Annotated in this window: 24 protein-coding genes; 3 read left to right on the top strand and 21 right to left on the bottom strand. The window is 61.3% G+C overall.

The genetic code is table 11. From position 1 onward, the window contains the following. Window positions 1-605: 605 nt before the first annotated feature. Window positions 606-941, bottom strand: coding sequence for a hypothetical protein (locus C8J46_RS15935; protein WP_243643444.1), 336 nt, complete (start codon window positions 939-941; stop codon window positions 606-608). A 36-nt stretch (window positions 942-977) separates the two neighbouring features. On the opposite strand from C8J46_RS15935, the gene C8J46_RS15930 reads away from it, so the two are divergent. Then, window positions 978-1217 carry a hypothetical protein gene (locus tag C8J46_RS15930; RefSeq protein WP_132741276.1) on the top strand — a complete coding sequence of 80 codons (240 nt, stop codon included), beginning with the start codon at window positions 978-980 and terminating at the stop codon, window positions 1215-1217. A 1-nt stretch (window position 1218) separates the two neighbouring features. Here C8J46_RS15930 and C8J46_RS15925 read toward each other — a convergent pair whose 3' ends face one another. The 20 genes from C8J46_RS15925 to C8J46_RS15830 all read right to left on the bottom strand — a co-directional run bounded on the left by C8J46_RS15925 (window position 1219) and on the right by C8J46_RS15830 (window position 20544). Continuing rightward, the gene (locus tag C8J46_RS15925; protein WP_132741274.1) at window positions 1219-3990 is read right to left on the bottom strand and encodes a conjugal transfer protein TraG N-terminal domain-containing protein; all 2772 of its coding nucleotides are present in this window, start codon (window positions 3988-3990) and stop codon (window positions 1219-1221) included. A gap of 12 nt (window positions 3991-4002) precedes the next feature. Continuing rightward, on the bottom strand, window positions 4003-5394 hold the full coding sequence (locus C8J46_RS15920; protein WP_243643443.1) for a conjugal transfer protein TraH: 1392 nt from the start codon (window positions 5392-5394) through the stop codon (window positions 4003-4005). Window positions 5395-5462: 68 nt separating this feature from the next. Continuing rightward, window positions 5463-6389 (bottom strand): conjugal transfer protein TraF, encoded by a 927-nt coding sequence (locus C8J46_RS15915; RefSeq protein ID WP_243643442.1) that lies wholly within the window; start codon window positions 6387-6389, stop codon window positions 5463-5465. Beyond that, window positions 6370-6720, bottom strand: a complete 351-nt coding sequence (locus tag C8J46_RS15910; protein ID WP_132741272.1) for a hypothetical protein — start codon at window positions 6718-6720, stop codon at window positions 6370-6372. The genes C8J46_RS15915 and C8J46_RS15910 overlap by 20 nt, the downstream gene beginning before the upstream one ends. A gap of 34 nt (window positions 6721-6754) precedes the next feature. Next, window positions 6755-8548, bottom strand: a complete 1794-nt coding sequence (locus C8J46_RS15905) for a conjugal transfer protein TraN (RefSeq protein ID WP_132741270.1) — start codon at window positions 8546-8548, stop codon at window positions 6755-6757. Beyond that, a complete protein-coding gene (trbC, locus tag C8J46_RS15900) occupies window positions 8548-9288 on the bottom strand; it encodes a type-F conjugative transfer system pilin assembly protein TrbC (RefSeq protein WP_132741268.1) in 741 nt (246 codons plus the stop codon). The genes C8J46_RS15905 and trbC overlap by 1 nt, the downstream gene beginning before the upstream one ends. Window positions 9289-9300: 12 nt before the next feature. Further along, a complete protein-coding gene (traU, locus tag C8J46_RS15895) occupies window positions 9301-10287 on the bottom strand; it encodes a conjugal transfer pilus assembly protein TraU (RefSeq protein ID WP_132741370.1) in 987 nt (328 codons plus the stop codon). 26 nt (window positions 10288-10313) lie between these two features. After that, the gene (locus C8J46_RS15890; protein WP_132741266.1) at window positions 10314-10592 is read right to left on the bottom strand and encodes a hypothetical protein; all 279 of its coding nucleotides are present in this window, start codon (window positions 10590-10592) and stop codon (window positions 10314-10316) included. Then, complete coding sequence (gene traW / locus C8J46_RS15885; RefSeq protein ID WP_132741264.1) at window positions 10592-11230, bottom strand: type-F conjugative transfer system protein TraW; 639 nt, start codon at window positions 11228-11230, stop codon at window positions 10592-10594. Before traW ends, C8J46_RS15890 begins: the two co-directional genes overlap by 1 nt. Beyond that, window positions 11227-11778, bottom strand: coding sequence for a S26 family signal peptidase (locus C8J46_RS15880; protein ID WP_132741368.1), 552 nt, complete (start codon window positions 11776-11778; stop codon window positions 11227-11229). Before C8J46_RS15880 ends, traW begins: the two co-directional genes overlap by 4 nt. Next, window positions 11759-12415, bottom strand: a complete 657-nt coding sequence (locus C8J46_RS15875; RefSeq protein WP_132741262.1) for a TrbI F-type domain-containing protein — start codon at window positions 12413-12415, stop codon at window positions 11759-11761. Before C8J46_RS15875 ends, C8J46_RS15880 begins: the two co-directional genes overlap by 20 nt. Beyond that, window positions 12412-12753, bottom strand: coding sequence for a hypothetical protein (locus tag C8J46_RS15870; RefSeq protein WP_132741260.1), 342 nt, complete (start codon window positions 12751-12753; stop codon window positions 12412-12414). Before C8J46_RS15870 ends, C8J46_RS15875 begins: the two co-directional genes overlap by 4 nt. Window positions 12754-12758: 5 nt before the next feature. After that, complete coding sequence (traC, locus tag C8J46_RS15865) at window positions 12759-15341, bottom strand: type IV secretion system protein TraC (RefSeq protein ID WP_132741258.1); 2583 nt, start codon at window positions 15339-15341, stop codon at window positions 12759-12761. Next, on the bottom strand, window positions 15338-16243 hold the full coding sequence (locus C8J46_RS15860; RefSeq protein WP_165886589.1) for a TraV family lipoprotein: 906 nt from the start codon (window positions 16241-16243) through the stop codon (window positions 15338-15340). The genes traC and C8J46_RS15860 overlap by 4 nt, the downstream gene beginning before the upstream one ends. A 47-nt stretch (window positions 16244-16290) precedes the next feature. Continuing rightward, entirely contained in the window at window positions 16291-17160 is an 870-nt protein-coding gene (locus tag C8J46_RS15855) for a DsbC family protein (protein ID WP_132741254.1), read from the bottom strand. Continuing rightward, a complete protein-coding gene (locus tag C8J46_RS15850) occupies window positions 17147-18481 on the bottom strand; it encodes a TraB/VirB10 family protein (protein ID WP_132741252.1) in 1335 nt (444 codons plus the stop codon). The genes C8J46_RS15855 and C8J46_RS15850 overlap by 14 nt, the downstream gene beginning before the upstream one ends. 3 nt (window positions 18482-18484) lie before the next feature. After that, entirely contained in the window at window positions 18485-19303 is an 819-nt protein-coding gene (locus C8J46_RS15845; RefSeq protein WP_132741250.1) for a type-F conjugative transfer system secretin TraK, read from the bottom strand. Continuing rightward, window positions 19300-19872, bottom strand: a complete 573-nt coding sequence (locus tag C8J46_RS15840) for a type IV conjugative transfer system protein TraE (RefSeq protein WP_132741248.1) — start codon at window positions 19870-19872, stop codon at window positions 19300-19302. The genes C8J46_RS15845 and C8J46_RS15840 overlap by 4 nt, the downstream gene beginning before the upstream one ends. A 1-nt stretch (window position 19873) precedes the next feature. Beyond that, window positions 19874-20164 (bottom strand): type IV conjugative transfer system protein TraL, encoded by a 291-nt coding sequence (gene traL / locus C8J46_RS15835; protein ID WP_031439148.1) that lies wholly within the window; start codon window positions 20162-20164, stop codon window positions 19874-19876. 59 nt (window positions 20165-20223) lie between these two features. Then, window positions 20224-20544 carry a TrbC/VirB2 family protein gene (locus C8J46_RS15830; RefSeq protein WP_132741246.1) on the bottom strand — a complete coding sequence of 107 codons (321 nt, stop codon included), beginning with the start codon at window positions 20542-20544 and terminating at the stop codon, window positions 20224-20226. 345 nt (window positions 20545-20889) lie between these two features. On the opposite strand from C8J46_RS15830, the gene C8J46_RS15825 reads away from it, so the two are divergent. Then, window positions 20890-21369 carry a hypothetical protein gene (locus C8J46_RS15825; protein WP_132741244.1) on the top strand — a complete coding sequence of 160 codons (480 nt, stop codon included), beginning with the start codon at window positions 20890-20892 and terminating at the stop codon, window positions 21367-21369. 81 nt (window positions 21370-21450) lie between these two features. After that, window positions 21451-21969: a hypothetical protein gene (locus C8J46_RS15820; protein WP_132741242.1), complete on the top strand. Its 519-nt coding sequence runs from the start codon at window positions 21451-21453 to the stop codon at window positions 21967-21969. The last annotated feature ends 45 nt before the right edge of the window (window positions 21970-22014 follow it).

The raw sequence follows: 22014 nt of genomic DNA, 5'->3' as shown, positions 1-22014 counted from the left end.
GCGATATGAAGCAGGCGGGACAAAAAGGATGAGACTGTCTTATACTCTTTGTCAGAGTCTCACCCACTTTGTCGGTTGCCAGTGCCAGCGCTGAACCAATCCAAGTTCACTAGCCTTGGTGAATGGGCGTCAGCGCGCGAGGATATGCGGATCACGTGCCCATGCGGCCGAACGATCAACCTCCCGGCTGTGAAAATCATCGAGCGCTTTCGGTTAGATGGTCCTATTTCTCAAGCAATTACCCGTTTGCGTTGCACGACGTGCCGGCGCCGAGGGTACGCAACGGTCACGCCTGTTCCGGTCCTTAGGCTTTAGTCTAAGTTGCCGGGCGATGGCTCAGGACAAACCAACGACAGTCGACGAAATGCAGGACCTACTTGCCCACCTGCTCGCAGGCGCGATTGGCAAGACCGACACGTACTGGAAAAACCTGATTGGCCCCGTCATTGCCCTGCCGATCGTGATTCATCCCAGGTCAAACTGGAGGATCGAGCCAAGGGGTAAACCAGCGGAGGTCGAGGCGATCGAGAAAGCTGCGGCAGTGGTCCGCGAAGCTCATCCCTATGTCCCGTCGCCACGAACAAACGACCTGTTGAAGGGAGCGGTCAGCCTTTCGGGATCAAGACGAGGACGGCAGCGAGAGACATGACAAATAGCGAAAGCCAGATCGCGAACTGACCGAAGATGTGGAGGACAAGGCCCATCCAGGAATAGCGTCGGCGAAGCAGGACAGTGCTTCCAACCGCAACGAAGAACGCGATCGTCGTTGGTATAGTAATAGATGGCGAACGAGATAGCGAAGCTTCGGCAATGGGCATGAGGCCGATCGCCATAATCAGCATCCACGAAAAGCCGAAGATGAGAGTTCCCGATAAGTCGTCGAGCGCCGGCGGGCGGTGCTGGGTGACCATGAAACGCCTATGCTGATGCGTTGCCAACATGTTTGTTTCCCTCTATCTTATATGTTGAGGTGCGCCATGCAAATTGATCCAAACCAGCCCATTATGTTCGATAACGAGGCCATGCCCGGCATCGGGCGGGGGTACTGGCAGGCTAATCAGTTTGCCCGGATCAACGACGACGACGCAACCGCACAATTTGGCTCTGTTGAAAGCGACAAGTCCTCTCCACGCACGGTTAGAGCCATGCAAATTGCGGTTTTCTCGGCTGCGATAGGACTCTTCGCCGTAGGCGGGATCTTGGCATCTTTTTCATAGATCATTTTTTTGGTGTTCCGGGCGGTGCTTGAGCGAAGTCAGATTTCGCGACACCACTGAGCCGCGTTTGATCGTCTTTCAGCTCTCCGGCACCGGCAATAATAGCGGCACGTTCTGGTGAAGTGTCTGGCCGACCGACAGACACTGCATGAGCACCGTCTATCTGGCCTCCACCTGAGTAAAGCGCCAGCACGGATGATTCAGGGGCCACCGCAGGTACGGTCATGTCAGATAGCGCGGGGTTTGAAAGTGCCGACTGAATATCCCGCTCGATGACATCGGATCGTTGACCCGCCCACTTTCCGATAGCGGTGTTACGAGCAATCTCTTGAGTGGGGGACAAATTGGTCTGCCATAGCGCAGGTAGCATATTACCGCCCGGGCTGGCTTCATTCTGCTTATCATACCACCGAGTAAGATCATTGCGAAGGTCAGTGGTGAGGTTGAATCCGTTGCTTTCTGCGAAGCTGGCGTGTTGCTCTAGTGATTGCGAAAGTTCGCGGTAATGTCGAGCCTGCTCGTTATACGAGTTAATCTTTGTCTGGGACTCTTCGATGGCGCGAGTTCTCGACTCACTCTGCTCGGAGCGTGCGGTGCGGCCCTCCTGGTAGAAAGTACCATCTTGGACAGAAGTGCCTGCGCCGACCGTTCGATCTGAGGAGAGCCCGCCAGTCACAGCCGTTGTCTTATCGTGGCTCTGGTTTGTGCCATTGGTAACGCTTGTCGTATCCGCGTTTGTTAGTGACCGATTGTAGCCACCGGTAGCGTCGATCTTCGCCGATACACCAGCGCCGTTACCCCCGGCGCCGACACCCGCCTTGGCATTAGCGCCCACGCCGACTCCGATACCGCCGGACCACACACCAGCATTGGTCCTCGTCTTGCCATCAGTGTTCTGTAGCGAAGTCCCAGCACCGGATGCCTCGCGCAACTCAATGCCACCACGTTGTTGGACATTGCTACGGTCAGACTGATCAAATGAGCTCCCACCCCGAACGCCCGAGCTTGAATCAAAGCCCGTTGAATTAGTGCTTCCCCAGGTATGGCCATTGCGAAGCGCTTCGAGATGCTGAGTCTCCTTTCTGCTCGCTTGCTCGAACCCATCAGCGATACGTGCCGCAGTCGTGGCTTGCCGGCTCTCCGTCGCCATAGCGGACTGCACGACTGACGTACTGAAAGGCAAATTCGAGATCGCCTTGCTAGTGTCATAGACGTTAAAGCCATCACCATTATTCGTGGTGGTCGCTCCATTGCCGTGCCGGAAGCTGGACGCCATGCCGCCCGTTGAGAACGCTGGTGCGTCCGACCATTGATTGCTCTGTCGCATGTTCGAGGTCGAGTTCGCGAAGCTGGTATTGCCGTAGCTGTAGTTGCCGGTCGTCTGCTCTGCTGCCGCAGCCTCGGCTGCGTTCTGCGCCGGACTGAGGACCGACGTTGCCTGACCAGAAATGCTCATGGCACCCTTAGCGAGCCCGGCTGCGAGGAACGGCACGGACATCAGCATGAACCCTGCGATCGTCGCGGTCTCGGCGTTGACTGCGCCGATGCCAGCATAGGTCCCCAATGATATCCCGCCTTCTGCGACGCCCTGCGCGGCGCTGGTCGCCCGCGTCATGCAAATCATGTGGAGGATCACGTACAGCGGTCCCCACGCAGCCAGGTAGAAGAACCCGGTCAGGTAGCCCTTGAGGGCACCGACGCCGGTCTGCGGCATCAGGAACAGCGGGAAGATGACGGGGAACATCGCATAAAAAACGACGGTCAGGACAACGTTGAGGATTGGGACCCAGCTCATCGCCTGCTGCGCGATCGAATTGTACGTATTGCGAGCCTGGATGTCTGCACGCGTCGTCGCGAATGTATCGATCGAGGCCGCGCCCGGACCACCAGCCATGCCGTCACGGGCCTGCATGAACGCATTGATCGCCGTGTTTTGGCGTAAGATCGTCTCATAGTTCGCGCTGGAAGCCGTGAAGGCCTGATTGACGATCGGCACATCGCTGCGAAGCTTGGCCGAGGCGACCGAGGTGGACAGCTTGGGATAGGTTTCCTTCGCCCAAAGCGACGTGTGCGCCTCGATCATGGTATGCCAAAGGCTATCGAGCATGCCGTAGGCCTGCCGGCACGGAATGATGCTACTGATGGTTGCGGCACCCGAACGCTCGACCCAAGGTTGCGAGCGCGCAGCCGACCCAGGTCCCATAGCCGCCCAGAGATCCTTGGCAGAGGCAAGGTCCGTCATCGACTTCTGGCCAAGCATGATGTCGCCGAATACGCAGTTTTTGAAGTGCGCCGACAGGTTCGTCGCAAACTCGGCGTCACGGACCTGGAAGTTGCGTGTCGCATCAAGCAGCCGCGCACCATAGACCATGCCATTGGTAGAGTAGCTAAGCTGGCTTGGCATCGTGAACACCGTTTCCGCGGTGCGCGTCAGCCAGTCACCGACCTGGCTGGTAAAGCTGGCGATGACGCCGAGCCCAAGGGGCACATTTGCCACAACGGCAGGCGCAAGCGACGGATTTACGCGATCGGTCACCTTCACGGTGACGGTTGGCACCATTAGGCAGGTGTAGATAAGCGACGAGCCGAGAAACCAGTTCAGCCATGCACGCACGTTCATCGTGAAGGCGACAGCGAGCAAAGCGTAAATCAGGCCGAGGACCATCACCACACGGAGAAGCGAGCGGTAGCCACCGCCGCCCGTCCATGCCGCGACAGCGTTGAACGTGTTGACGATGTATTCGCCACCGCCAATCGTGAAGACCTCGAGCATCGCCAATCGTCCTTAATTGAGGCCCTGCGCGCTCAGACCGCGCGAGAAATTGAGCGAAGCCGCCATCGACGGTGACATGCTGTTTTGCAGGGTCGACTCCACCATCACCGACTGGTTGATGAGCGCCAGCGTCTGGTTGAGCACCGCCTTCAACTCGACGTTGCGCTGCGCATAGCGGTTACGCGCCTCGCTCAGCTGGTCGCGCCACATCTTGCCCATTTCGGCATCAGCCGGCTGCACCTGCACCGTCGACTGTCTGATCCGGTCGAGCATGTTCTCGATCATTGCGGACAGGAGGTTGACCGAGACGATCTCGGCAAGCGCGCTGGTCTCACCGGGCGAGAAGCTCTGGTGCGCCATCGCCTGCACCGCGAGCATCTTGTAAAGCGGCAGCGTCGTCATGTTGAGAAGCTGCTGCTCCTGCGCATCCAATGCCGCATCGGTACGGATCTTGGAGTTGATTGAGTCGATCATCGTCTTGATCTTGGTGCGAAGACCAGGCCCCGGGCGGAGTGTCTGTTCGGTCATATTCAGGCACTTTTCGTCGTCGTCGCAGTGCAAGATCTTGACCGGCGTTCCGGTGCCGGGACCGTCGAGAAGAGCGGTCACGACGGCGTCCTCGGCCGGACCGACAAAGCCGACGATCTTTCCTTCCGCAGCCTTCGGGTTGATGACGATCGTGCCGACCAACGTCATCAAAAACTCGGAGAACTCCTTGTCGCTGCCGAATTTGTTCGACTTCTTAATCGCATCCCAGGTGTAATTACGCGGCGCGCCCGGGATCTTGTCGGCCATCGTCGGATCGGTGTTTCCCTCGAGAGTGGCATCCTGCTCCCCGCCAGCACCGCAGCCCTGTCGGGAACGCGCCCAATCGGAAAACTTGCCCTGCGAATTGCCGACCGCCGCGCAAACCGTCGAGCGTGCGCCCGCCATTTTCGGCCAGACCGATCCGACCAGACCTTGCGCCGCTTCACACGACGAGATGTTCATTTGGTTCATCTGCTGCGCTTTGTTGGCCATGCTATCCATGACCTTGCCGATCTCGGGCGAGACGCTGTCGATCGCGAGCTGGAAGGCGAAGCCCAACGCGTTGTTGGCAGTCGCCTTAAGCATGGCGACCATCTCGGCGCCATTGATGAAGCTGAAGGAGCCGGTGAACAGGTCGATACCGCCACACCCGGCCGACACCTTTGGCATCTGCAGATTGAAGGGCTGCACGCTCTTCTGTGGGAAGCGGCTCCAGACGTTGCCCATCGAGTAATAGCCGGCCGTCTGACCCTGATAGGCGCTCGGACCGGTGACGTTGGCGGCCCCACCTGCGTCCTGGAAGAAGTCATTCATCTGCCCGGCAACGTCGGCCCGGGCCATACCAGCCGGGATCATGCTGGCAGCTCCGAGGCTCATAGCGACCGCCGCGGTCCGGCGAAGGAAGGCGCGGAGGGGTGAGGGGCGAGGGGAGGGGGTGTGCGCCATCAGAAGTCACCTCCCGGCTTGGAGTTGGTCAGCATGAAAATGCGCTCCATGACTTCGTCGGCCGACATGACACCGAACCCGACGGGAACCGTCTTGCGCGTCACAGTGTCGAATAGGACGAGCGCCGGCGTGGCCAAGGGCACGCCCATGCGCTGACGCTGTCCGCTGTCGACGACATAGTTGGGGAAATGGCGGCTTGGACCACCGTCCGTCGATACCGCCATCACGGTGATCCGATGACTCTCAGCAACCGAGCGCAGGATCGGCGAGAAGACCTCACAGGCAGCACAGGACTGCGCGAAGAAATAGAACATGCCATAGCGCTGGCCGAGGCGCGACAGGACCTGGTCACGCGTCGCGGCGCGGTTGTCAGTCCATGCGCGCTTGCCGACGGTCGAGACCGGCCGCTGCAGCGTGTAGTCGATGTCCGGGTTTTGCCAGAGCGCACGCTGCCACGTGTCGGAGAAGGTCGACGCGCGGTCGAGCTGCTCGCGTTGATACCGGACGTAGGCGATGACGTTCGCTTCCGTCGGCTCGAGGATGGCGCGTGCCTTCAGTTCGTCGAGCTGCTTGGTGATCGCCTTCAGCTGCGCCGTGGACGACTGCTGCGGCTGTGCGGACGGCTGTGGGGCGGATGGCTTGGCCTTGGGCCGCTCGCAGTAGAACCATTGGCCGAGTTTCCGCTCGCCACAATAGAAGTCGCCAGCCTGCTGCTGTTCCGCGGCGTCAGACGAACGTTCAAATTGAGTCTCGACCACCGCGTTGCTGGCCTGCGCATCTTCGTCATCGATCGCCTCGGCCATTGAGGCGCTTTGCAGGTCGACGGTCTGCGCGAGCGCGGGGGTCGCAACAGGCGACGTGGCTGCAAGCAGCATCAGGATGCCAGCAGTCAGCCGTCCAGTACGCTTAGTCTTGATCGTCGTCATCATCATGCTCCCCATCGAGCTCAATCATTGCGAGTTTGAGAACTGACATCATCGCGGCGACGTCGAGCATCCTGGTGCCCTGATCGAGCATCCGGACGATGCCGCGAAGGTGGCTGCGGCCGTGCTTTCGCCCCTTGATGGTCGCGCGCATTCCGGTCTCCCGGCGGACAAGCCAGCCCTTGTCGGCCATGCGGGGAAAAGCCTGCGCGACCTCATGCGGATCGATCTCGCACTGAAACCAATGCGAGATGGTTTGCGCGACCTCGCCAGCCGAGGTGCCCCGGCCGGACCGGTGGATGCGGAGGAAAATGGCAAGATCGAGCACCGACATGTCGATCGAACATGGCCCCCCCGGACCGCTTGCATCATTTGCTCCCGTGAAGGTCATAGTACCCCTGAATCTTGGTTTGAATGTCGGCCATCAAGGAGACCTCACTGGGTAGCTTTGCTGCATCCATGAACTCCGAATAGACCTCGGAAAAATTCATCTGGGACAAGTCGAGGCGTTGAAACTCCTCGATCGAGAAGCCCTTGCAGGTCTCATCCTTGGGCTTGCCCCACGCCTTGCCGATCTGCTGGCGACCCTGTTCCTGGAGGATGCGCGAGAGCTTGCTACCGAAGCAGCAATAGGCGTCCTTCGACGTGACACAGATGCCAAGCACCTTGTCCGAACAGTAGGATCCAACCTTGTAGCAGAGTCCCTTGTCGTCCTTCTCGTCGAGCTGCTTTTCGGCCGAGCTACACAGCCACGGCGTCAGAAGCGGGACGCCGCTCCCTGAACAGCAATTCGACGCACCGAAAATCTTCTTGTTGCAGGTGCCCCGCTCGCCCGAAAACACGGTCAGATTGGCTGGGTCGAACTGCTTGCCGGCATCGCCGATCGAATGGAGCGCGACCAGCGCGTCCTTGAACTCGGTAGACGCCTCGCGCTCGATCGTCTCACAGCTGCCATTCAGGCAATAGACGTCGCCGCCACAGACATACTGCTTGTCGGCAGCCGCCTTATCGTCGGGCAGCGGGCAGCTATAGATACGCTGCGACACCTTACAGGCGCCGCTCTGCGGATCGTCGAGGCATTCATCGCGGAGAAATTTGCAGAGCTTGTTGTCATCGAGCGCGCTGCAGTCGCTAGCTGGCGTCAGGCGCTGACAGGTGAAGGAGCGCGACCATGCCCAGCATGCCTGCGTCACCGACACACCGTCGATAATCCGGGTCTCAGGGCCTTCGGTGCAGACTTCGGCCGCTTGCGGAACGCAGGTCGTGTCGGCCGCGAGCGCCGGGCAGGTGCCTTCGTTGCGGGCGACGGTAACGCTGAGCGTCCCTTCCTTTTTTAGATAAACCGTGCCGGTCGCAAAATTCTGATGGTACGGGATTTCGGAGGCCGCGATTTCGGACGAGCATGAGTAGAGCTGTGCGGTCGCGTTGAGGTTCCGCTTGCAGTATTTGCGGTAGTCCTCGACGTTGCCCCCGCCCGCACCAAGTTCGATCTGTGCGTCGCAAATATGCTTTGAGACGGGTTCAGCCCGACAGATACCGGATGCGGCCTTGGCCTGCATGACCGTAGTCCGGGCAAAGCCGTTCCCTTCGTTTTTGTCAGGCGCACCATAATAGAACCAGCGAGCGGTGTTGATGACGGTCGGTACGAGGTTCGCGCGGCAGGCCTCGACCGTGTCGGTGACCTTAGAACCCTTGTTGCAGGTAGCCTCATAATACCCCTTGGAGCCTACCGACGGCGGAAGGGCCGTGCAGGTTCCTTCGGCACCGCCAAGGCTCTGACCGCCCAGATAGGTGTCAGGGTCCTTCTCGATCGCGGTGCCGCGCGACGTCGCCGCCAAGATCTCGGCATTGCTGAAGGTCGCCCGCGTGCGTGCGCGATCGGTCACCGTGCCGAACGCCTCGTCGGTGCCGGCCTTCGAACCACCATCGACCACTAGCCGGTCGGGGTCGTCGAAATAGACCTTCTCGGCCAGATCGGTGCCGCCATAGCCCGGCAGTTGTGAGAGCTTGGCGTCGTTCGGCCCGAGGCTTTCGTCAGCGCGCATCGTTTTGCCGAGATCGGCGCCCTGCTTGCGTGCTTCCTCGATCGTCGTCTGCGCGACCACGCCACTGGTAGCGCCCGCGAGGACGGCGAGCAGTAACGAGAGAGCGACGCGCTTCACTAAAGACCCTTGCCGAGATTGCGCAGTGCGACCGACGCCACGCCCGCACCGGGGCCATGCGCCGCGACGAAGGTGTCGAGCACGTACCGAACCGAGACGTTGCCCGTGATCTTGTCGTGGGTCGGCACCGAAGTGGTGCAATTCAGGCCCGAGCAGAGATCGAAGTCGGTCGATACGGCGACATAGGTCGGGACCGCCTCGACGTTGAACGCGCGAAAGAGCCGGGGATCGATCCCGACATTGGACAGCTGGTCCTTGTCGGTGACGACCTTGCCGAGCATGGCACTGAAGGCCTTCATCGAATTGTTCGGGAAGCCCCGGAAGACGACGACGCCGCCCGCCTTTGCCGTGTCGGCAATGAGCTGACGTAAGGCTGCTGGCGGCATCGACAGGCTCGCGAAGGAGATGAACTGCGGCGCGTCACCCTTGGTGCCGGCGACATTCTGGCTCGCGCCCTTAATAATTTCGTCGAAGTCGAACGCGCCGTCACCGTTCACCGGTAGATCCGCTTTTGCGAGCGATGCGAGATTTGCGCCGCTTTTCGCCTGGATGGCCACGGCTTCTTCGCGAAAGGCATCGCCGCGGTTACGGACGTGTTCGGCAAAGACGTCGGCGTCACCCTGCATGGCGGCCGCGCGGCGCCTGATGGCCTCGAGGTCGAGCCCGTCGACGGTCTGTGCGATCGCCTGAATGCCGGCGAGACCGGCAAGTGCAGCAATGACGATGGTGATGCGGCGCATGACTGTCTCTCCTCAAAGCACGCAGCAGTTGCGCTTGCGCCAAACGAGGTAGCCCATGTCCTCGCCCTTCACGGGAAAGGCGCGGCCTGCCTGCGGTGGCATGGTCGAGGCCCCAAGCGGCGAGCAGGCCATCTTGCCGCTGACCATCGGAATCGGATTGACCATCTGGACGCGGTATTGCTGCTTGCGCAGCACCGGCATCGGGTACTTGTTGCACAGGCCGTTGGAGCCCATTGTTCCCCAGGCGAGACCTTCGCGGTGGATCTTGAAGGCGAAGCGGGCAAGCGCGAGACGCGACGCCTGCACATGGCCGATCGAGGCTGCGATGTTGCCGTTGACCGGGTACATCGGCCCCTGACAGCCAGCGCACCAGAAAGTCGCATCGAGCGGCAGCTTGGCCGTTGCCGCGATGCAGTCGCCTGCGCACGCAGCCTGCGCGATCGGCGACGAGAAGAGCACGGCTTCGGGATTGATAAGCGCCGTCAACGAGTCATCCTGCCAGAGCGGGTCGACCTCGGTCATGTAGGCAATATCGAACGACGCCTGCTCGAAGCACAGGAAATCGGTCAGGATCTCCATCCAGTACAAAAGCGGGTAGACGTACCAGTGGACGTGCCACTTGGACGTGTTCTCCCCGTTTCCGCCGGTCTGCGATGGTCCAGACAACTGGCCCTGGCCGATGTCGAAGCCGGGCGCGATCTTCGTGCCACCCAGATTGACGAAGCACCAGGGCTTGGTGGTGACGTCGGCAAGACGAACGGGCTCCCAGAAGCCGGCCGAAATACCGATGCGCGGCACCGGACTGCCACACGCGCAGACGGGGAGGGACGGATTTTCCGTGTCGGCGCGATTGCTCGGCCAGATCTTGAGGCCGCCCACCGAAAGCGGGAACAGGCACGACCAGCAGACGTCGGTAATCGGGTTCACGAATTTGCCCGAGCACTTCGATTGCGCCTCCGCGCGCGGGCTAAGTGTCGTCGAAAGCACGAACGCACCCATCAACAGCGTCAGAAAGCGCAAGAGCTTCACGCGTGCTCCTCCGACGATTGTGCGGCGTCGAGGAACGCATTGTCGGCGCGGTTTTTCCGGAAGACGTACAGCGCGGTGTGCAACGCCGTCGTGGCCAGAATCGCCGCCACGATGAACGGGGCGGGACGGCCGAACAGGGCAACAAGCGGCGAGATTGCGATCACACCGATACCAGACAGGACGCAGAGCACCTGGAAGGTCCGGCGCATGGTGCGCAGGTCGTCAGTTTCAGGTGCAGCCATCGGCGTGCGCAGGAGGTCGAGCCACAAAGGCATCAGCGTATTCCCTTCAGCTTGATTTCGGAGAGCTTCAGGACACGGCCATTCTGCACGGCGACGGCCGGGGTGTGCCGGATCCCGAGTTTGCCGGTGAGGCGACCCTCCTGGTCGAAATAGAAGCGCCGCTTGCGGTTGGTCATTTCCTTGATCGGCGAGCCGTTCACGAGGATGATCTTGGCTTTCAGGTCGCTGTACTGTGACGTCGCCCATTCCATCTGTACGGCGTCATCGCCGTCGACGAAAACCAGCGCCTGATGGACTGCCACGAAGTCGAGCGGGTTCACGGTCTGGCCGGCACGGGCGATGTAGTTGCCCTTCTGGTCCTGAACGTCGCGCTCGATGACGATCGTTGGATCATAGGCCCAGCTGCGTGGCTCCGTCGCCGCGGTGATACCAGCGACGGGCTTCGGCCGACGCACGCGCGCCTCGGACCGCTTGGCGAACTCCGCGTTCATGCGGTCGATCCCGCCCGTGGCCTGGAGACGCTGCAGGCGGGCCTCGATCGTCGCCAGCAGATCCGGCTCGATGATCGGAAAGACCTGGCCGACGACGCCGTGATCGTTCGCGCGCGTTGCCGAGGTCAGCGAAATCGATAGGAGGGCGACGATCGCGAAGGACTCGATCGCTCGCTTCACAGGATGGGCTGCCCGACACCAACAATCTTGTTCGAGCAAGCGTAGCCGATCGCGGCATAGCGGCTGTCGAAACCGTCCTTGTGCGGGCTGCCGACGTAATAGCAGCCGTGCGGGATCACGCCTGTCGGGCCGGCCACCAGCGGCTCGCCCAGTTTGGTGACAGGCTTCATGTGGCTGACGAGCTTGCCGGCGACGAACACATCCGCGCCTCGGTGAACGACAGTGTCACCCGGCATGCCGTAGACGATCTTGCCGAACATCTGCTTCTTCGCACCGAAATGCTTGATGACGAGCGGCACGGCAGGCGGCACGAAGAACACGTACTCGCCACGCTTGGGCACAGATGTCTTGTGAATGACGAACGCCCAGTTCGGCAGCGATTCCGACGCGTTGATGAGCAGTCCGTGCGTGTCGCGCCACTCGGCGATCGCGTTCAGCGAGATCCCACCGGCGACGAACAAGCCAAGCGCTGCCCAGAGGCGTTTGCGGGGACGGAAGCCCTCGGCCGCTGCTGGCGCCGCAATTGCCTTACTGGCCACCGGAACCACCAAAGCTTGAGACCATGGCGCCGGCAACCGACGGATCAACCGGTGCAACGTCCTGCGCAGTGGCGGGGGCAGGCACTGCGGCAAAGGGGTTCGGCGCGGCGGGAACGGGTGCGACCTGCGCCATTTCGACAGGCGCGATCGCCGGCGCGGCAGGCACCTGACCCTGCATCATCGACCCCATCTGCGCGGGCGTCGCCGGCATCGGTGCTCTTACGCCAGACGCATAGACGGCTCTGGCAACGTCGGCCGTGATGTCGGGCACGCTCTTGGACAGAACTGCCTCACCCACGAGAACAACCTGACCCGCCGCACCGCGACGCTGCAGCTCCGTATCGAGCGATGCCATGAACGTGCGCATCTGCGCCTGGACCTGATCGGGCGGGGTCGCGCTACGGGCCTGCGCCTGCACATACTCGCCAACGATCCGGGACAGGTCTGCCTTGACGATGTGCTGCGGCTTTTCCGCCATCACCAACTTGGTGACCCACATGGCCCAGACCAGCGCAAGAACGAGCGCGGCAGCGATCAGCAGCTGCGCGGCAGTGTAGCCGGCGAACACCGTCTTGCGCCGGCCAGTGATCGCGGCAGGAGCGGTCATAGCGGACTCGGCCGTGGGGGTGTCGGCGGCCTCGGTCATGCGCCGTGCTCCAGGCGGGCGGCATCACGTGGCAAAATAGCGTGACGTCGGAAAAACATGATCGCGCCGGAGATGACCATATGAACGATACCGACGATCATCTTGAACTGGTCGAGCCGGCCCGCGTCCGCTGCGAGGTAGCGGCTGGTCATGTTCTGCAGATGGTTCATCATGCCATCGAGCGAGAAGCTGCCGATAGCCAAGAAAAATAGGACGAAGACGCCCCACGTCATCAGCAGCGTCGTGGCCATAAAGCCCGCGAAGTGCAGGCCGAAATAAAGGAAATAGCCGTAGTCGATCTTGCGTGTCGTATGGAGGGGCTGAAGAACGGTTGCCATGGTGGTCACTCCGCTGCGATCGCCAGCGCTTCATCGGCGCTCGGATCGGTCCATTTCTCGGGGTTGTCGGGGTAGGCGACCCGTTCGATCGCCTCTTCCATCGTCAGACCCTGCGCGAGCAGGTCATGGATGGCCGCGAACGTGCGCGGCGAAGACGAGTAGACCGTCGCCGAATAGGGATCGAGGACAAGCCGGCCGACCGCCAGCGTCTCCGGACCCTTGATCATTACGTCGGAATATTCGGAGCCGTTGCGCTTCAACGAGCGGAGCAGCGCGTCGGTGTAATCGTCCATCTCGAAGCGATCGTGCTTCTTGAAGTCGGCGATCGTTTCCGCCTTCTGCTGCAGGATAACAAACCAGTCGCTGTTCTCGAGCGCGGCTTTGGAACCGTCCGACTTGTAATAGTCGTTGAGGCTCTGCGTGGCGGTCACCAGCGATGCGCCGTATTTGCGGCAAGTACGTGCATAGGCTTCGATGAAATCGGCCATCGAACCGCCCTTCAGCATCTGCCACGCCTCATCGAGCAGCAGCGCCTTGGGGACCGAGCGGTCCTCGCGGCGCATGGCCTGGCTCGCCATGAACATGATCGCCGTCAGCGCGACGCTACGAAGCTCCTCGCGCGACGACAGATCCGACAGCTCGAACACCGTCAGGTTGTTCTTGAGCTGGAAGGACACCTCGCCCTCGAAGAAGCGGCCATAGGTGCCGTCGGTCGAGAAGGGGCGCATCGCGATCGCGAGATTGATGGCGAGCGGGTTTGTGGTTTCGTCGAGCGCGGCGATGACGTCGTTGACCGAGCCCTGCCGGCCTTTCTCTGCCCAAACCTTGTTGATCGCGCCATCGATCAGGCCTCGCTCGGTATCGTCGAGCTTGTCGATGTGCCGCGCCATCTGGTTCACGATGGACTTGAGCATGGCGAAGCAGTCCATGAGGTAATCCTCATCGGTCTCCGCCAGCACCGGATCGATCATCGAGAACGGGTTGATGCAGAAGCCCGACGACATCGTGAACTCGACGAACGCGCCGCCCTGCAGTTTGCAGGAGTGCTCGAACGACCGGCCGTCGTCGATCACGACGACCTTGGCACCGGCGCCGACCATCGAGGCGCACAGCTCCTGCAGGGCCACCGACTTGCCCGAGCCCGACTTGCCAAAAACCGCGACGTTGTGGTTGCCGGCGGTGTTCTCGAAGGGCGACCAAAAGAAAGGCTGACCGCGCCTGCCGATCAGCATCAGGTGCGGGTTGTTGCCGCCCAGATATTCGCCTTGCAATGGCATCAGGCTCGCGGCCGTCGTGGTGAGGACAGTGCGCAGCCGCTTCATGTTCTTGAGGTCGAACGACAGACCATTGGCCATCGTCATCGGCATCGCCGCGAGCAGGCCCTGGATCTGCAGATAGCGATCGTCGAGCAGGTCCCAGCCTGCCGCGCGGTACACCGACTTCAGGATGCGCTCATTGGCGTCGCCCTTGCCCTTCGGGCTGAACGAGGTGACCGAGTAGAAAGCCTGCACCAGCTTGCGGCCCTGGCGCAGCTCGTCCTTCACGAAACGCCACTCCTCAGACTGGTCCTTCAGCTGTGGCAACATGCGCGCGGACTTGCTGTCGGCGAGGCTAGTGGTGCGCATGAACTTGCGGCCGGCGCGTTGCCCGGAGGCCTCCGCGTCGGGGAAGTCGAGGCACAGGTTGGTCGAGACCGGGCATGGCATGCGCAGCTTATCGGCGAACATGTCGCCGATGAGCTTGGCCATGTCCCAGGGTGCCCAGCGCTGCGGCAGATTGCGTACTGAGAAGGAGCGCACGTCAAACGTGTCCGGGTAGATCTCGCCGATCTCCGGGGCATGGTCGACGGTCTTGCCAGTTGGACGGAACCGCTCGGTGCGCAGCAGAATGCGGTCCGGCTCGATCCTCATTTCGAGGTCGTGACGCACGGCCTGGTCTGCGATCGGATCGAACGGATTGTACGTGATCGCGTCGTCACCGGGTGCCGTCGTGGGCGAGGTGATGTCATCGATCCACGAGATGAGGCCCTTAGGGTCGACTGCACGTGCATGGACGCCAAGCGATTCTAGCGCCGAGATCAGACCTTCCATGACCGAGGTAATTTCCTCGTTCGAGACGCGGCTCGATTCCGGGGTCGAGTAGGACAGGCCGAGGCGGTGATTGCGCAGGCAAAAGGGAGCTGATGCCGACAACGAGTTCCAGACGCCGCCCATCAAATACTCAGTGCGGTGCCGCGCCATCCGCTCGTAAATGCCCGATGCCGAATAGCGCGGCATGTACCACTGCGAGAGCTTCTCGCTGATGCGCGGGCTCATCCAGCCATGGACTTGCAGGGCACCCGGCGTCGGAATGCCTTCGGACAGCAGCTGGGCCAGCATTTCGTGGCTCTGCTCAGTTGCGCCGATCATCGGGGTCGCTTCGAGGAAGAAACCGCGTGAGGCGCTATTGTAGTAGATTTGCGTCTTCGGATCGTAGCTGCGGTAGGGCAGCCAATGGACAAACCGCGGGACAACCGAGTCCGGACGGCCGTTCTCAGGCTTGGCGGAGTCGCCGAGGAGCGTGGCAAGCAGGCCTTTGAAGATGCTCACTGGACAACTCCGGGGAACGAGGACGCGCGTAGCACCGGCAGCGGGTTCGCCGTCTTTACCGCCTCCCGCGCTTCAGGTTCGGCGCGGGCAAGGCCCGCGCGGACGGCCGGGTTGGCGTCGACCGCGGCGATCGCGGTGCGACCAGCCGGGGTTACATACTTTGGCGCCGTGAGTGCCGAGGTGGTGGTGACGGCCGGACGGACAGGCGCGGGTGAGGAAAGGGGCTTGGAGGCTGTGGTCATGCCAACTGCGACCGGCAAGTTTGGCGTGGGGGACGCAGGCTTCGAGCCATAGGTCACCGCGGGCGGGGTGCGGAGTGCCGATGGCGACACCGAAAGGCGGCGCGGCGCTTTCAAGAGCCGACGCGCGACCTGATCCTTGATGTCACCGACCGGATCGGCCTGAACGCGAGCAGCCGCGACCGCAGCGGCGCTTGGCATGTCCGGATCAACAACCGCGTCCTCACTTGCGATTAGAGGCTGATCGGCGTGCTCAATTGCAGCGAGCAGGGTGTCACCACCGGTGGCTGCGCGGACCTGAGCCGGCGTTGTGGCGACCGTATTGCTGGCTAGGGCCTGCTGCCATTCACCGCGCTCAACGACCGCATGTACGGCTGTCTGCTCATGCAGCCGCCCCGCCGCATCTATCTGCGCCGGGAAGATGATGCGCAGTACGCGCTCCTGACTGCGTGCAGGCACAACAGCCGCGGTATCGAACCGACGGCCCTCGCTACGCGGCGCCGTGTACGGCCCCGCGGGAGTAATCATGCGATCGCCATCTTGGCCAGAAATCAACGCCAGAGCGCGATCATCTATGACCGAACTGGGCGCGCAGATACCGTCCGGCGCGACACAGGTGAAGCTGCCCTTCACATTTCCGCCGAGCGTCGTGCAGCCAGTCATCATGGTACCAGCTGCGAGAGTGACAGCGAGACAAACGTGGACCTTATTCACGACCGGCCTCCAGCGATGAAGGAAGCGAGCGCTTCCTTGGGACGATAGCCCTCGATCATGGCGCCATCGGCGCGGACGATGACGGGTGTTCCGTTCAGGCCATGCGAGCGTGCGAAGCGCTCATTGGCATCGAGGCCCGAGGTGTCGCAGGTGGTGGCGTTGCGAAGAGGCTCGCCGGCATAGGCCTGATGAAGCGCGGTCTCGCGGTTCTTGGCGCAATACACCTGGTTGGCGAGGTCGCGGCTGCCCAGTACCGATATCGGCCGTTCAACCACGCGTACGTTCATCGAGCGCAGCGTGTTCGACAGAGCGCGGCAGTAGCCACATCGAAAGTCACTAAAGACCGTTACAGTCTTGCCCGACTGGTTGCCCCAGACGATTGCGCCATCCTTGGGGAGACCATCGAGCGAGATGCGCGACGGCGTCGCCGGATGCGTACCGGCCCCGACCGCCTTGGCAATTGGGGGCTCGCCGCTGTCAGCCGCATTGTTGGCCTTGGCGGAACCGCCAATCAGTGTGTCCGGATTGATCTCCAGAAGGCGGGTCGCTGTCAGATCCTGCCGCGTCTCCATGTCGTAGACCCGGCCGATGACGAGGTAGCGTCCCGAGCGATCGACGTAGAACAGGTTGTTGCCTGCCGTCACTTCGCACAGGCCGTCGACGACAGCGCAATCGACCTTGCTGACCTTGGTCTTGGGCAAGCGGGCCTTGAGGAGTGAGATCACCGATGCGTCGACGGGACGCAGCGCCGCATAGGCCGCTTTCGCGCCAATCGCTGCAGCGATGAACGCCGCGACGATCGCGAGGAGGATAAATGCCCGTCCCACGGTGACGCGCCGGTCGGCGCTGCTATCAGTTCCGAACATAAACACCCTCCAGGAAGACGATCTCGACGTCGACGCCGGTCGGCATTTCTATGACCGGCTGGTACTGCTCGGCGCGCTCGATCAGGTATTTACCGAGATCCTTGCCCGACTCCTGCGCCCCGCCGCCAAGCGCGCGCAGACCAACATTGCCGAGGTTAGGCGTGTGGTTGAGGCTGCCGGAACCGTTCGCACTGATTGTCGCGACCGGTGCATTAAACGCTTGATTCAAAGCTGAGCCGGCCCCGCCGACGAGACCTGCGAAGAATGCCTGCATCGCAAGGGAGCCTTCACGGCTGACCACCCGCCCCCGCACGCCGGTCTTGCCGCCAAACGCGATAAAGCCCTTAACCTCGGACTCCGCGTACCGCCCGCCCGGCTGCGGGCAGGTCATCTTCTGGAGCTTGATGTAGACCTTCTCGCTCGACAGATCGCCACGCGCCGCGCCATTAATGAGGCAGCCCTGGATTTTGGTGGTGAGAAGCTTGCCGTTCTGCAGCACCGAGCGCGCTGGCCCAGTGATGCGTAACACCACGGGCAATGGATCGCTCTGACTGTTGACGCCCGCCGACGCATCGACACCTACAACAACCTTTGCTGAAGCGAAGCTGTTCGCAGGGAGGTAGTTTGGGCTGTCGGTATAGACTGTGTTGCCCTTCGACACCTTGGAGGCATTGCCAGTCTCAGCCGAGCCGAACGAGACCATCTTTACTTCGCTAAGGCGGGCCGGCGCGGACGCTGGACCAGGGCCGGTAGCACCAAGGTTACCGTACAGCGCGGCACTGCCGGGGCCGTACATTGCCTGCGGCCCGGGCACCGGAGCGGGCGCAGCGGCGCGCTCATTGACCTGACGACGGAGCTGGTCGTTCTCAGCCTGATAGGCGGAGACCACACGTTGGCCGTCCGCCGACATCGACTGGTTTTGCGCGCGCATCGCATCGAGTTGCTCGGCAAGCTGCGCGACGCGGGCGTTGGTGCCCTCGACACCCTTCAGCTGGTTCTCGTTGGACTGGAAGCGGTTTTCGGACTGCGCCATCCACTCCTGCTCGGATTTGGTTTTGTTGGTCATGTCGCTGACCGAGACCGTCTTCCTGTCCGCGCTATCGGGATCGATCTTCTTGACCGCGTCGTCACCGCCGAAAATCCAGAAGGAGGAGGCCACCAGGACCACGCCGCACCCGACAGCGAGCTTCATTTGCTGCTTCTTGCGGGTCTCGACGTTGCCATCCAGTTCCGACGCGATCGGCGATACACCGTCACCGTCGATGGTTTCAGGAGCGTCGAGCGGCTTGCGCTCGCGAGAGAAGATATCTTTGATGCCCATGGCTTAGTTTCCGTTCCGCGAGACGAGGTAGGCGGTCGTGACCCGACCCGGCGCCAGCTTGGGTTCGGCGATCGACACCGCGAGTGCGCTCGATGGCGCCACGCTGGCCTCGGTCAGCACTGTTTCCTCGGTGCCCTTGTTTTCGATGCGCAGGACGCGGCCGGTGAGAGCGTCGCCGCGATATTCAGCGATCATCTGAACCTTGAGGTCGCCGACATAGACGGGCTTGAGCGAGCGCTGACGCATCTCGAAGCCGTCGACCGTCTTGTTGGCGTACATCGCCTGCACCAGCGTTACAGCGGCCTCTTCCGGCGAGGAGGTTTGTGCAACCTTGGTGGTCGTACCGGCTTCCGCGGCATCGGCCTTAGCGATCGCCGGGTTCGAGACGAACACCTGTACAGCCTGGTCGCCACTGATCCGGCACTGGAACTTGTAGACGTAGCCGCGCTTGCTGGTGCCGAAGAACGACAGGAGTTGGCGACCGAAGCCCTCCGGGACCGACAGGTAGATGTCGCCCCGGACCGGCTCGTTGACGACGGAGAAGTCGTCCGAGGGGTTGCCGGTATTGATCTTGGACACACCAGCGAACTCGTCGCCGACAAGGCTGATCCGGGTGAGATCCTTGGCGGACGCGTTGCAGGATACCTGCGCACCGTCGTCGGCCATTAGCGTCTGGTCGCGAGCCGCAAAGGCGGGGGCCGCAAAGACGAAGATCGCCACGGCAATTAGAGCGGCACCGGCGATGCGGCTCAGCCAGCAAAAGTTGCGGCTGGAGAGGGCAGTGCCGAGCGCAGCACTGCCAAAAGCGTAGATTGCGGTCACATCGCAGCTCCTGGACGGGTCTTGGGTTGGACCATGCTGAAGCCGACGAGCTTCAGGGTCATGCCGGCATATTCCCAGTCGTAGACAAAGGTCCGCTGCTCGGATGACACGATTTTCTGGCCGATGACCGTGTTGAGCTTGCCCGACACGGTGGACTGGAGCGCCTTGGGGTCGATCTCCATGCCCTCGAGCGTAAAATACTGCGACATGCTGGAGCCGCGCTGCTCATCGACGATCTTGAGGAGGTCGGCTTTGATCTTGCCCTGCGACTTGGGCGAGACGATCGCGAGAACCGACTTCATCCAATAGTCGAGGCTGCTCGGCGTGCGGTTAAGCGTCAGCACGGCCGTGTCGCGGGTCACAAGCTCCAGATACTCGCGCGAGACACCCGACGTGGACAGCGTGACCGGCGAGCCAAGAACAGGCTGCAGCACGATCTCGCGGCTACGTGTCGCCGACATCAGGAGCAGGAGCGCAACAAAACCGGCAAGAACCAGTGCAGCTATACCCAGGACATTACGCTGGCGAAGGACGCGCTGGCTTTGCGCGTGCTGGTAGGAAAAATCCATGTCAGCCCACCATTAGTCGGAGGTAGGAAGGTGGCGTGGCGCGCAGCGACGGGAAGCCGCCTGGCAAATGCCAATACGCCAGATGAATCAGCCACGACGTTGCCCGTCCCGCCTTTGCCCTCCTAAGGGCCCACCAGCCTAGGACGGCTAAGCCGATCCCGATGACGATGTGTTGGGACAGGATCCCCCAAGTAAAGGGGATAACCATCGCGAGGAACTCGTCGAGCGTCCAGAACCCGATCAGCTCAGGATCGTCGAGGTGCGATGGGATCACGTACTTATCGGCTGACATCACGCCACCTTCAAAAACGGTGCCGGCGAAGCTGCTATCAACGCCGGCACCGGGTCGGTTCAGATGGTGGCGGTGACGGTCGAGGTGACGATCGGAATGCCGGTACCGGCGCCGACGCCCACACCGACCGGGATCGCGACCTGGCCGAGCGAGAAGCGGCCCGAGGCCAGGCCGACGACGCCGCCAGCGAGCGACAGGACGGTGATGATCTTGCCGCCCGAACCTTCGAGGAAGCCGGTGAAGGCATTGAGTGCCGTGTTGAACGTAGCGTCTGCACCGGCGAATGCCGGCGAAGCGAGAACAGCGGCTGCTGCTGCCGCACCAATGACCGCCAGGGCGGTCGTCTCGGCGCGACGGCCGATCTTGAACGTGGTCTTCATGATAAGGAGTCTCCTTCGATCGAGCGCTGTTCAGCGCGCCCAAGAGGAGATTGGCCGGCAGCAATCTTCAGTCGCAAACGGAAATCGTCGGAACATTGCTAACGCTTATGCATTTCTTAACATTCCGAGCCGATCTTGCCTTTTGCGAATCACCTTGCCCGACTGGGCCGGGCGCCCGCCCGGAATTTCAGGGCACCTGCCCGAGAAACGCGGGCGGCCTGTTTTGGGATACCCGGTCATCTAGTTTGGCATCCAGATCGTAACTGGTTTAGCTGTTACGCTGCAGAATGCGGTTTTCGCCCTTTATGAGTATGCAAGGGTCCGGAGTGGACCCGGGATTGAAGGTTGACCAAAGTGACGGCTGAAAAGGCGTTTTATATTTCCGTCTCGGATCACTATTTCCGGCTGACCACCGAAGGTGTCAGACTTCTGTCGAACAAGCATCGCTCGTATTATTCTTTGCCTATGGTCATAGACGAACGCGCCGAGCGTGCTTCCGACTTGGTAAATAGCTATGACGCTGAGGACATGCGAAACCATCTTCGCATAATCTCGAGCGAGGGGGAGGTCGAGATCGACTTCTCTATCCTAGAGACCAGCGCCAGCACGATCGAGGCAGCTGCACTCTCGCTTGGTGAGGCACTCGGGCAAGAGGTTCTCTTAGCTGACGCTGTGTCGCTGGTACTTTTTGACCTCATTGTTGAACGGAATGCTACGGAGGTTCTCACAAAGCTTGGGCTTTCCGCTTCTGAGGCCGAAAATTATCGCGTTTCCCTGAAGAAGAAAGATGCGAACGTCATCCCGTTGCGACCAAAACGACCATAACCACTTGTTTCGAACCAGCTTTAGGGTTGCCTTTTACGATTTGGTGAGTCTACCCATAAGCCATCAGCCGGGAGAATGGCGATGGGCGAAGCGACGCGAAGTTGGGCGGAAAACCCAGCGGGGGCAATTCCGAGTTTCGAATTAGAGGATTACATCCTAGCCAGGATGGACCTTGCACGGGTAAGCGTCAGGGAACTGGCGACATTGACAAAAATCGGTCGGAGCCGTCTCCATGACGGGCTTCACCGTAAGGTCGAGAAGCGTGTCGCTCTCAAGATGCCTGAGATAGCAGCTATCCTCGAGGCATTGGGCATCAGCAAAATCGAAGCAATGTATGCTCAGGATCTGCTCCAAAAAAACGAGGCGGGAGTCGAACTAAGAGACCTCCTGAAGGTCATATCAATGGTACTCGGCGTCGTGACCGGCCTTCCTGAGCAGATCATTACCGTTGTAAGGCATGTTGACGGTCTCGGTTTTGACGATGTTCGACCTGAGCACGGCGAAGCTGCTCAAGAGCTGATAGTACGAGCTATAGAGGTGGAATACCAAAAAATCGGTATGCGCCGGTCCAAACGGCTCGACGAGTTTGGGGCGGAATAACGGGTCCCGAACGGCTCGTTTGGTTATACCGGGATGGTACCGTTT

The organism is Sphingomonas sp. PP-F2F-A104-K0414, from assembly GCF_004340945.1.
Taxonomy (GTDB): domain Bacteria; phylum Pseudomonadota; class Alphaproteobacteria; order Sphingomonadales; family Sphingomonadaceae; genus Sphingomonas.
Note: the sequence above shows the minus strand (reverse complement) of the source record. Positions and strands in the feature narration are given on the sequence as shown.

Coding starts and splice junctions, on each gene's coding strand:
- C8J46_RS15935 (WP_243643444.1), bottom strand. CDS start 941: ATGTTGGCAACGCATCAGCATAGGCGTTTCATGGTCACCCAGCACCGC.
- C8J46_RS15930 (WP_132741276.1), top strand. CDS start 978: ATGCAAATTGATCCAAACCAGCCCATTATGTTCGATAACGAGGCCATG.
- C8J46_RS15925 (WP_132741274.1), bottom strand. CDS start 3,990: ATGCTCGAGGTCTTCACGATTGGCGGTGGCGAATACATCGTCAACACG.
- C8J46_RS15920 (WP_243643443.1), bottom strand. CDS start 5,394: ATGAGCCTCGGAGCTGCCAGCATGATCCCGGCTGGTATGGCCCGGGCC.
- C8J46_RS15915 (WP_243643442.1), bottom strand. CDS start 6,389: ATGACGACGATCAAGACTAAGCGTACTGGACGGCTGACTGCTGGCATC.
- C8J46_RS15910 (WP_132741272.1), bottom strand. CDS start 6,720: ATGTCGGTGCTCGATCTTGCCATTTTCCTCCGCATCCACCGGTCCGGC.
- trbC (WP_132741268.1), bottom strand. CDS start 9,288: ATGCGCCGCATCACCATCGTCATTGCTGCACTTGCCGGTCTCGCCGGC.
- traU (WP_132741370.1), bottom strand. CDS start 10,287: ATGGGTGCGTTCGTGCTTTCGACGACACTTAGCCCGCGCGCGGAGGCG.
- C8J46_RS15890 (WP_132741266.1), bottom strand. CDS start 10,592: ATGCCTTTGTGGCTCGACCTCCTGCGCACGCCGATGGCTGCACCTGAA.
- C8J46_RS15875 (WP_132741262.1), bottom strand. CDS start 12,415: ATGACCGAGGCCGCCGACACCCCCACGGCCGAGTCCGCTATGACCGCT.
- C8J46_RS15870 (WP_132741260.1), bottom strand. CDS start 12,753: ATGGCAACCGTTCTTCAGCCCCTCCATACGACACGCAAGATCGACTAC.
- C8J46_RS15860 (WP_165886589.1), bottom strand. CDS start 16,243: ATGACTGGCTGCACGACGCTCGGCGGAAATGTGAAGGGCAGCTTCACC.
- C8J46_RS15855 (WP_132741254.1), bottom strand. CDS start 17,160: ATGTTCGGAACTGATAGCAGCGCCGACCGGCGCGTCACCGTGGGACGG.
- C8J46_RS15850 (WP_132741252.1), bottom strand. CDS start 18,481: ATGGGCATCAAAGATATCTTCTCTCGCGAGCGCAAGCCGCTCGACGCT.
- C8J46_RS15840 (WP_132741248.1), bottom strand. CDS start 19,872: ATGGATTTTTCCTACCAGCACGCGCAAAGCCAGCGCGTCCTTCGCCAG.
- traL (WP_031439148.1), bottom strand. CDS start 20,164: ATGTCAGCCGATAAGTACGTGATCCCATCGCACCTCGACGATCCTGAG.
- C8J46_RS15830 (WP_132741246.1), bottom strand. CDS start 20,544: ATGAAGACCACGTTCAAGATCGGCCGTCGCGCCGAGACGACCGCCCTG.
- C8J46_RS15820 (WP_132741242.1), top strand. CDS start 21,451: ATGGGCGAAGCGACGCGAAGTTGGGCGGAAAACCCAGCGGGGGCAATT.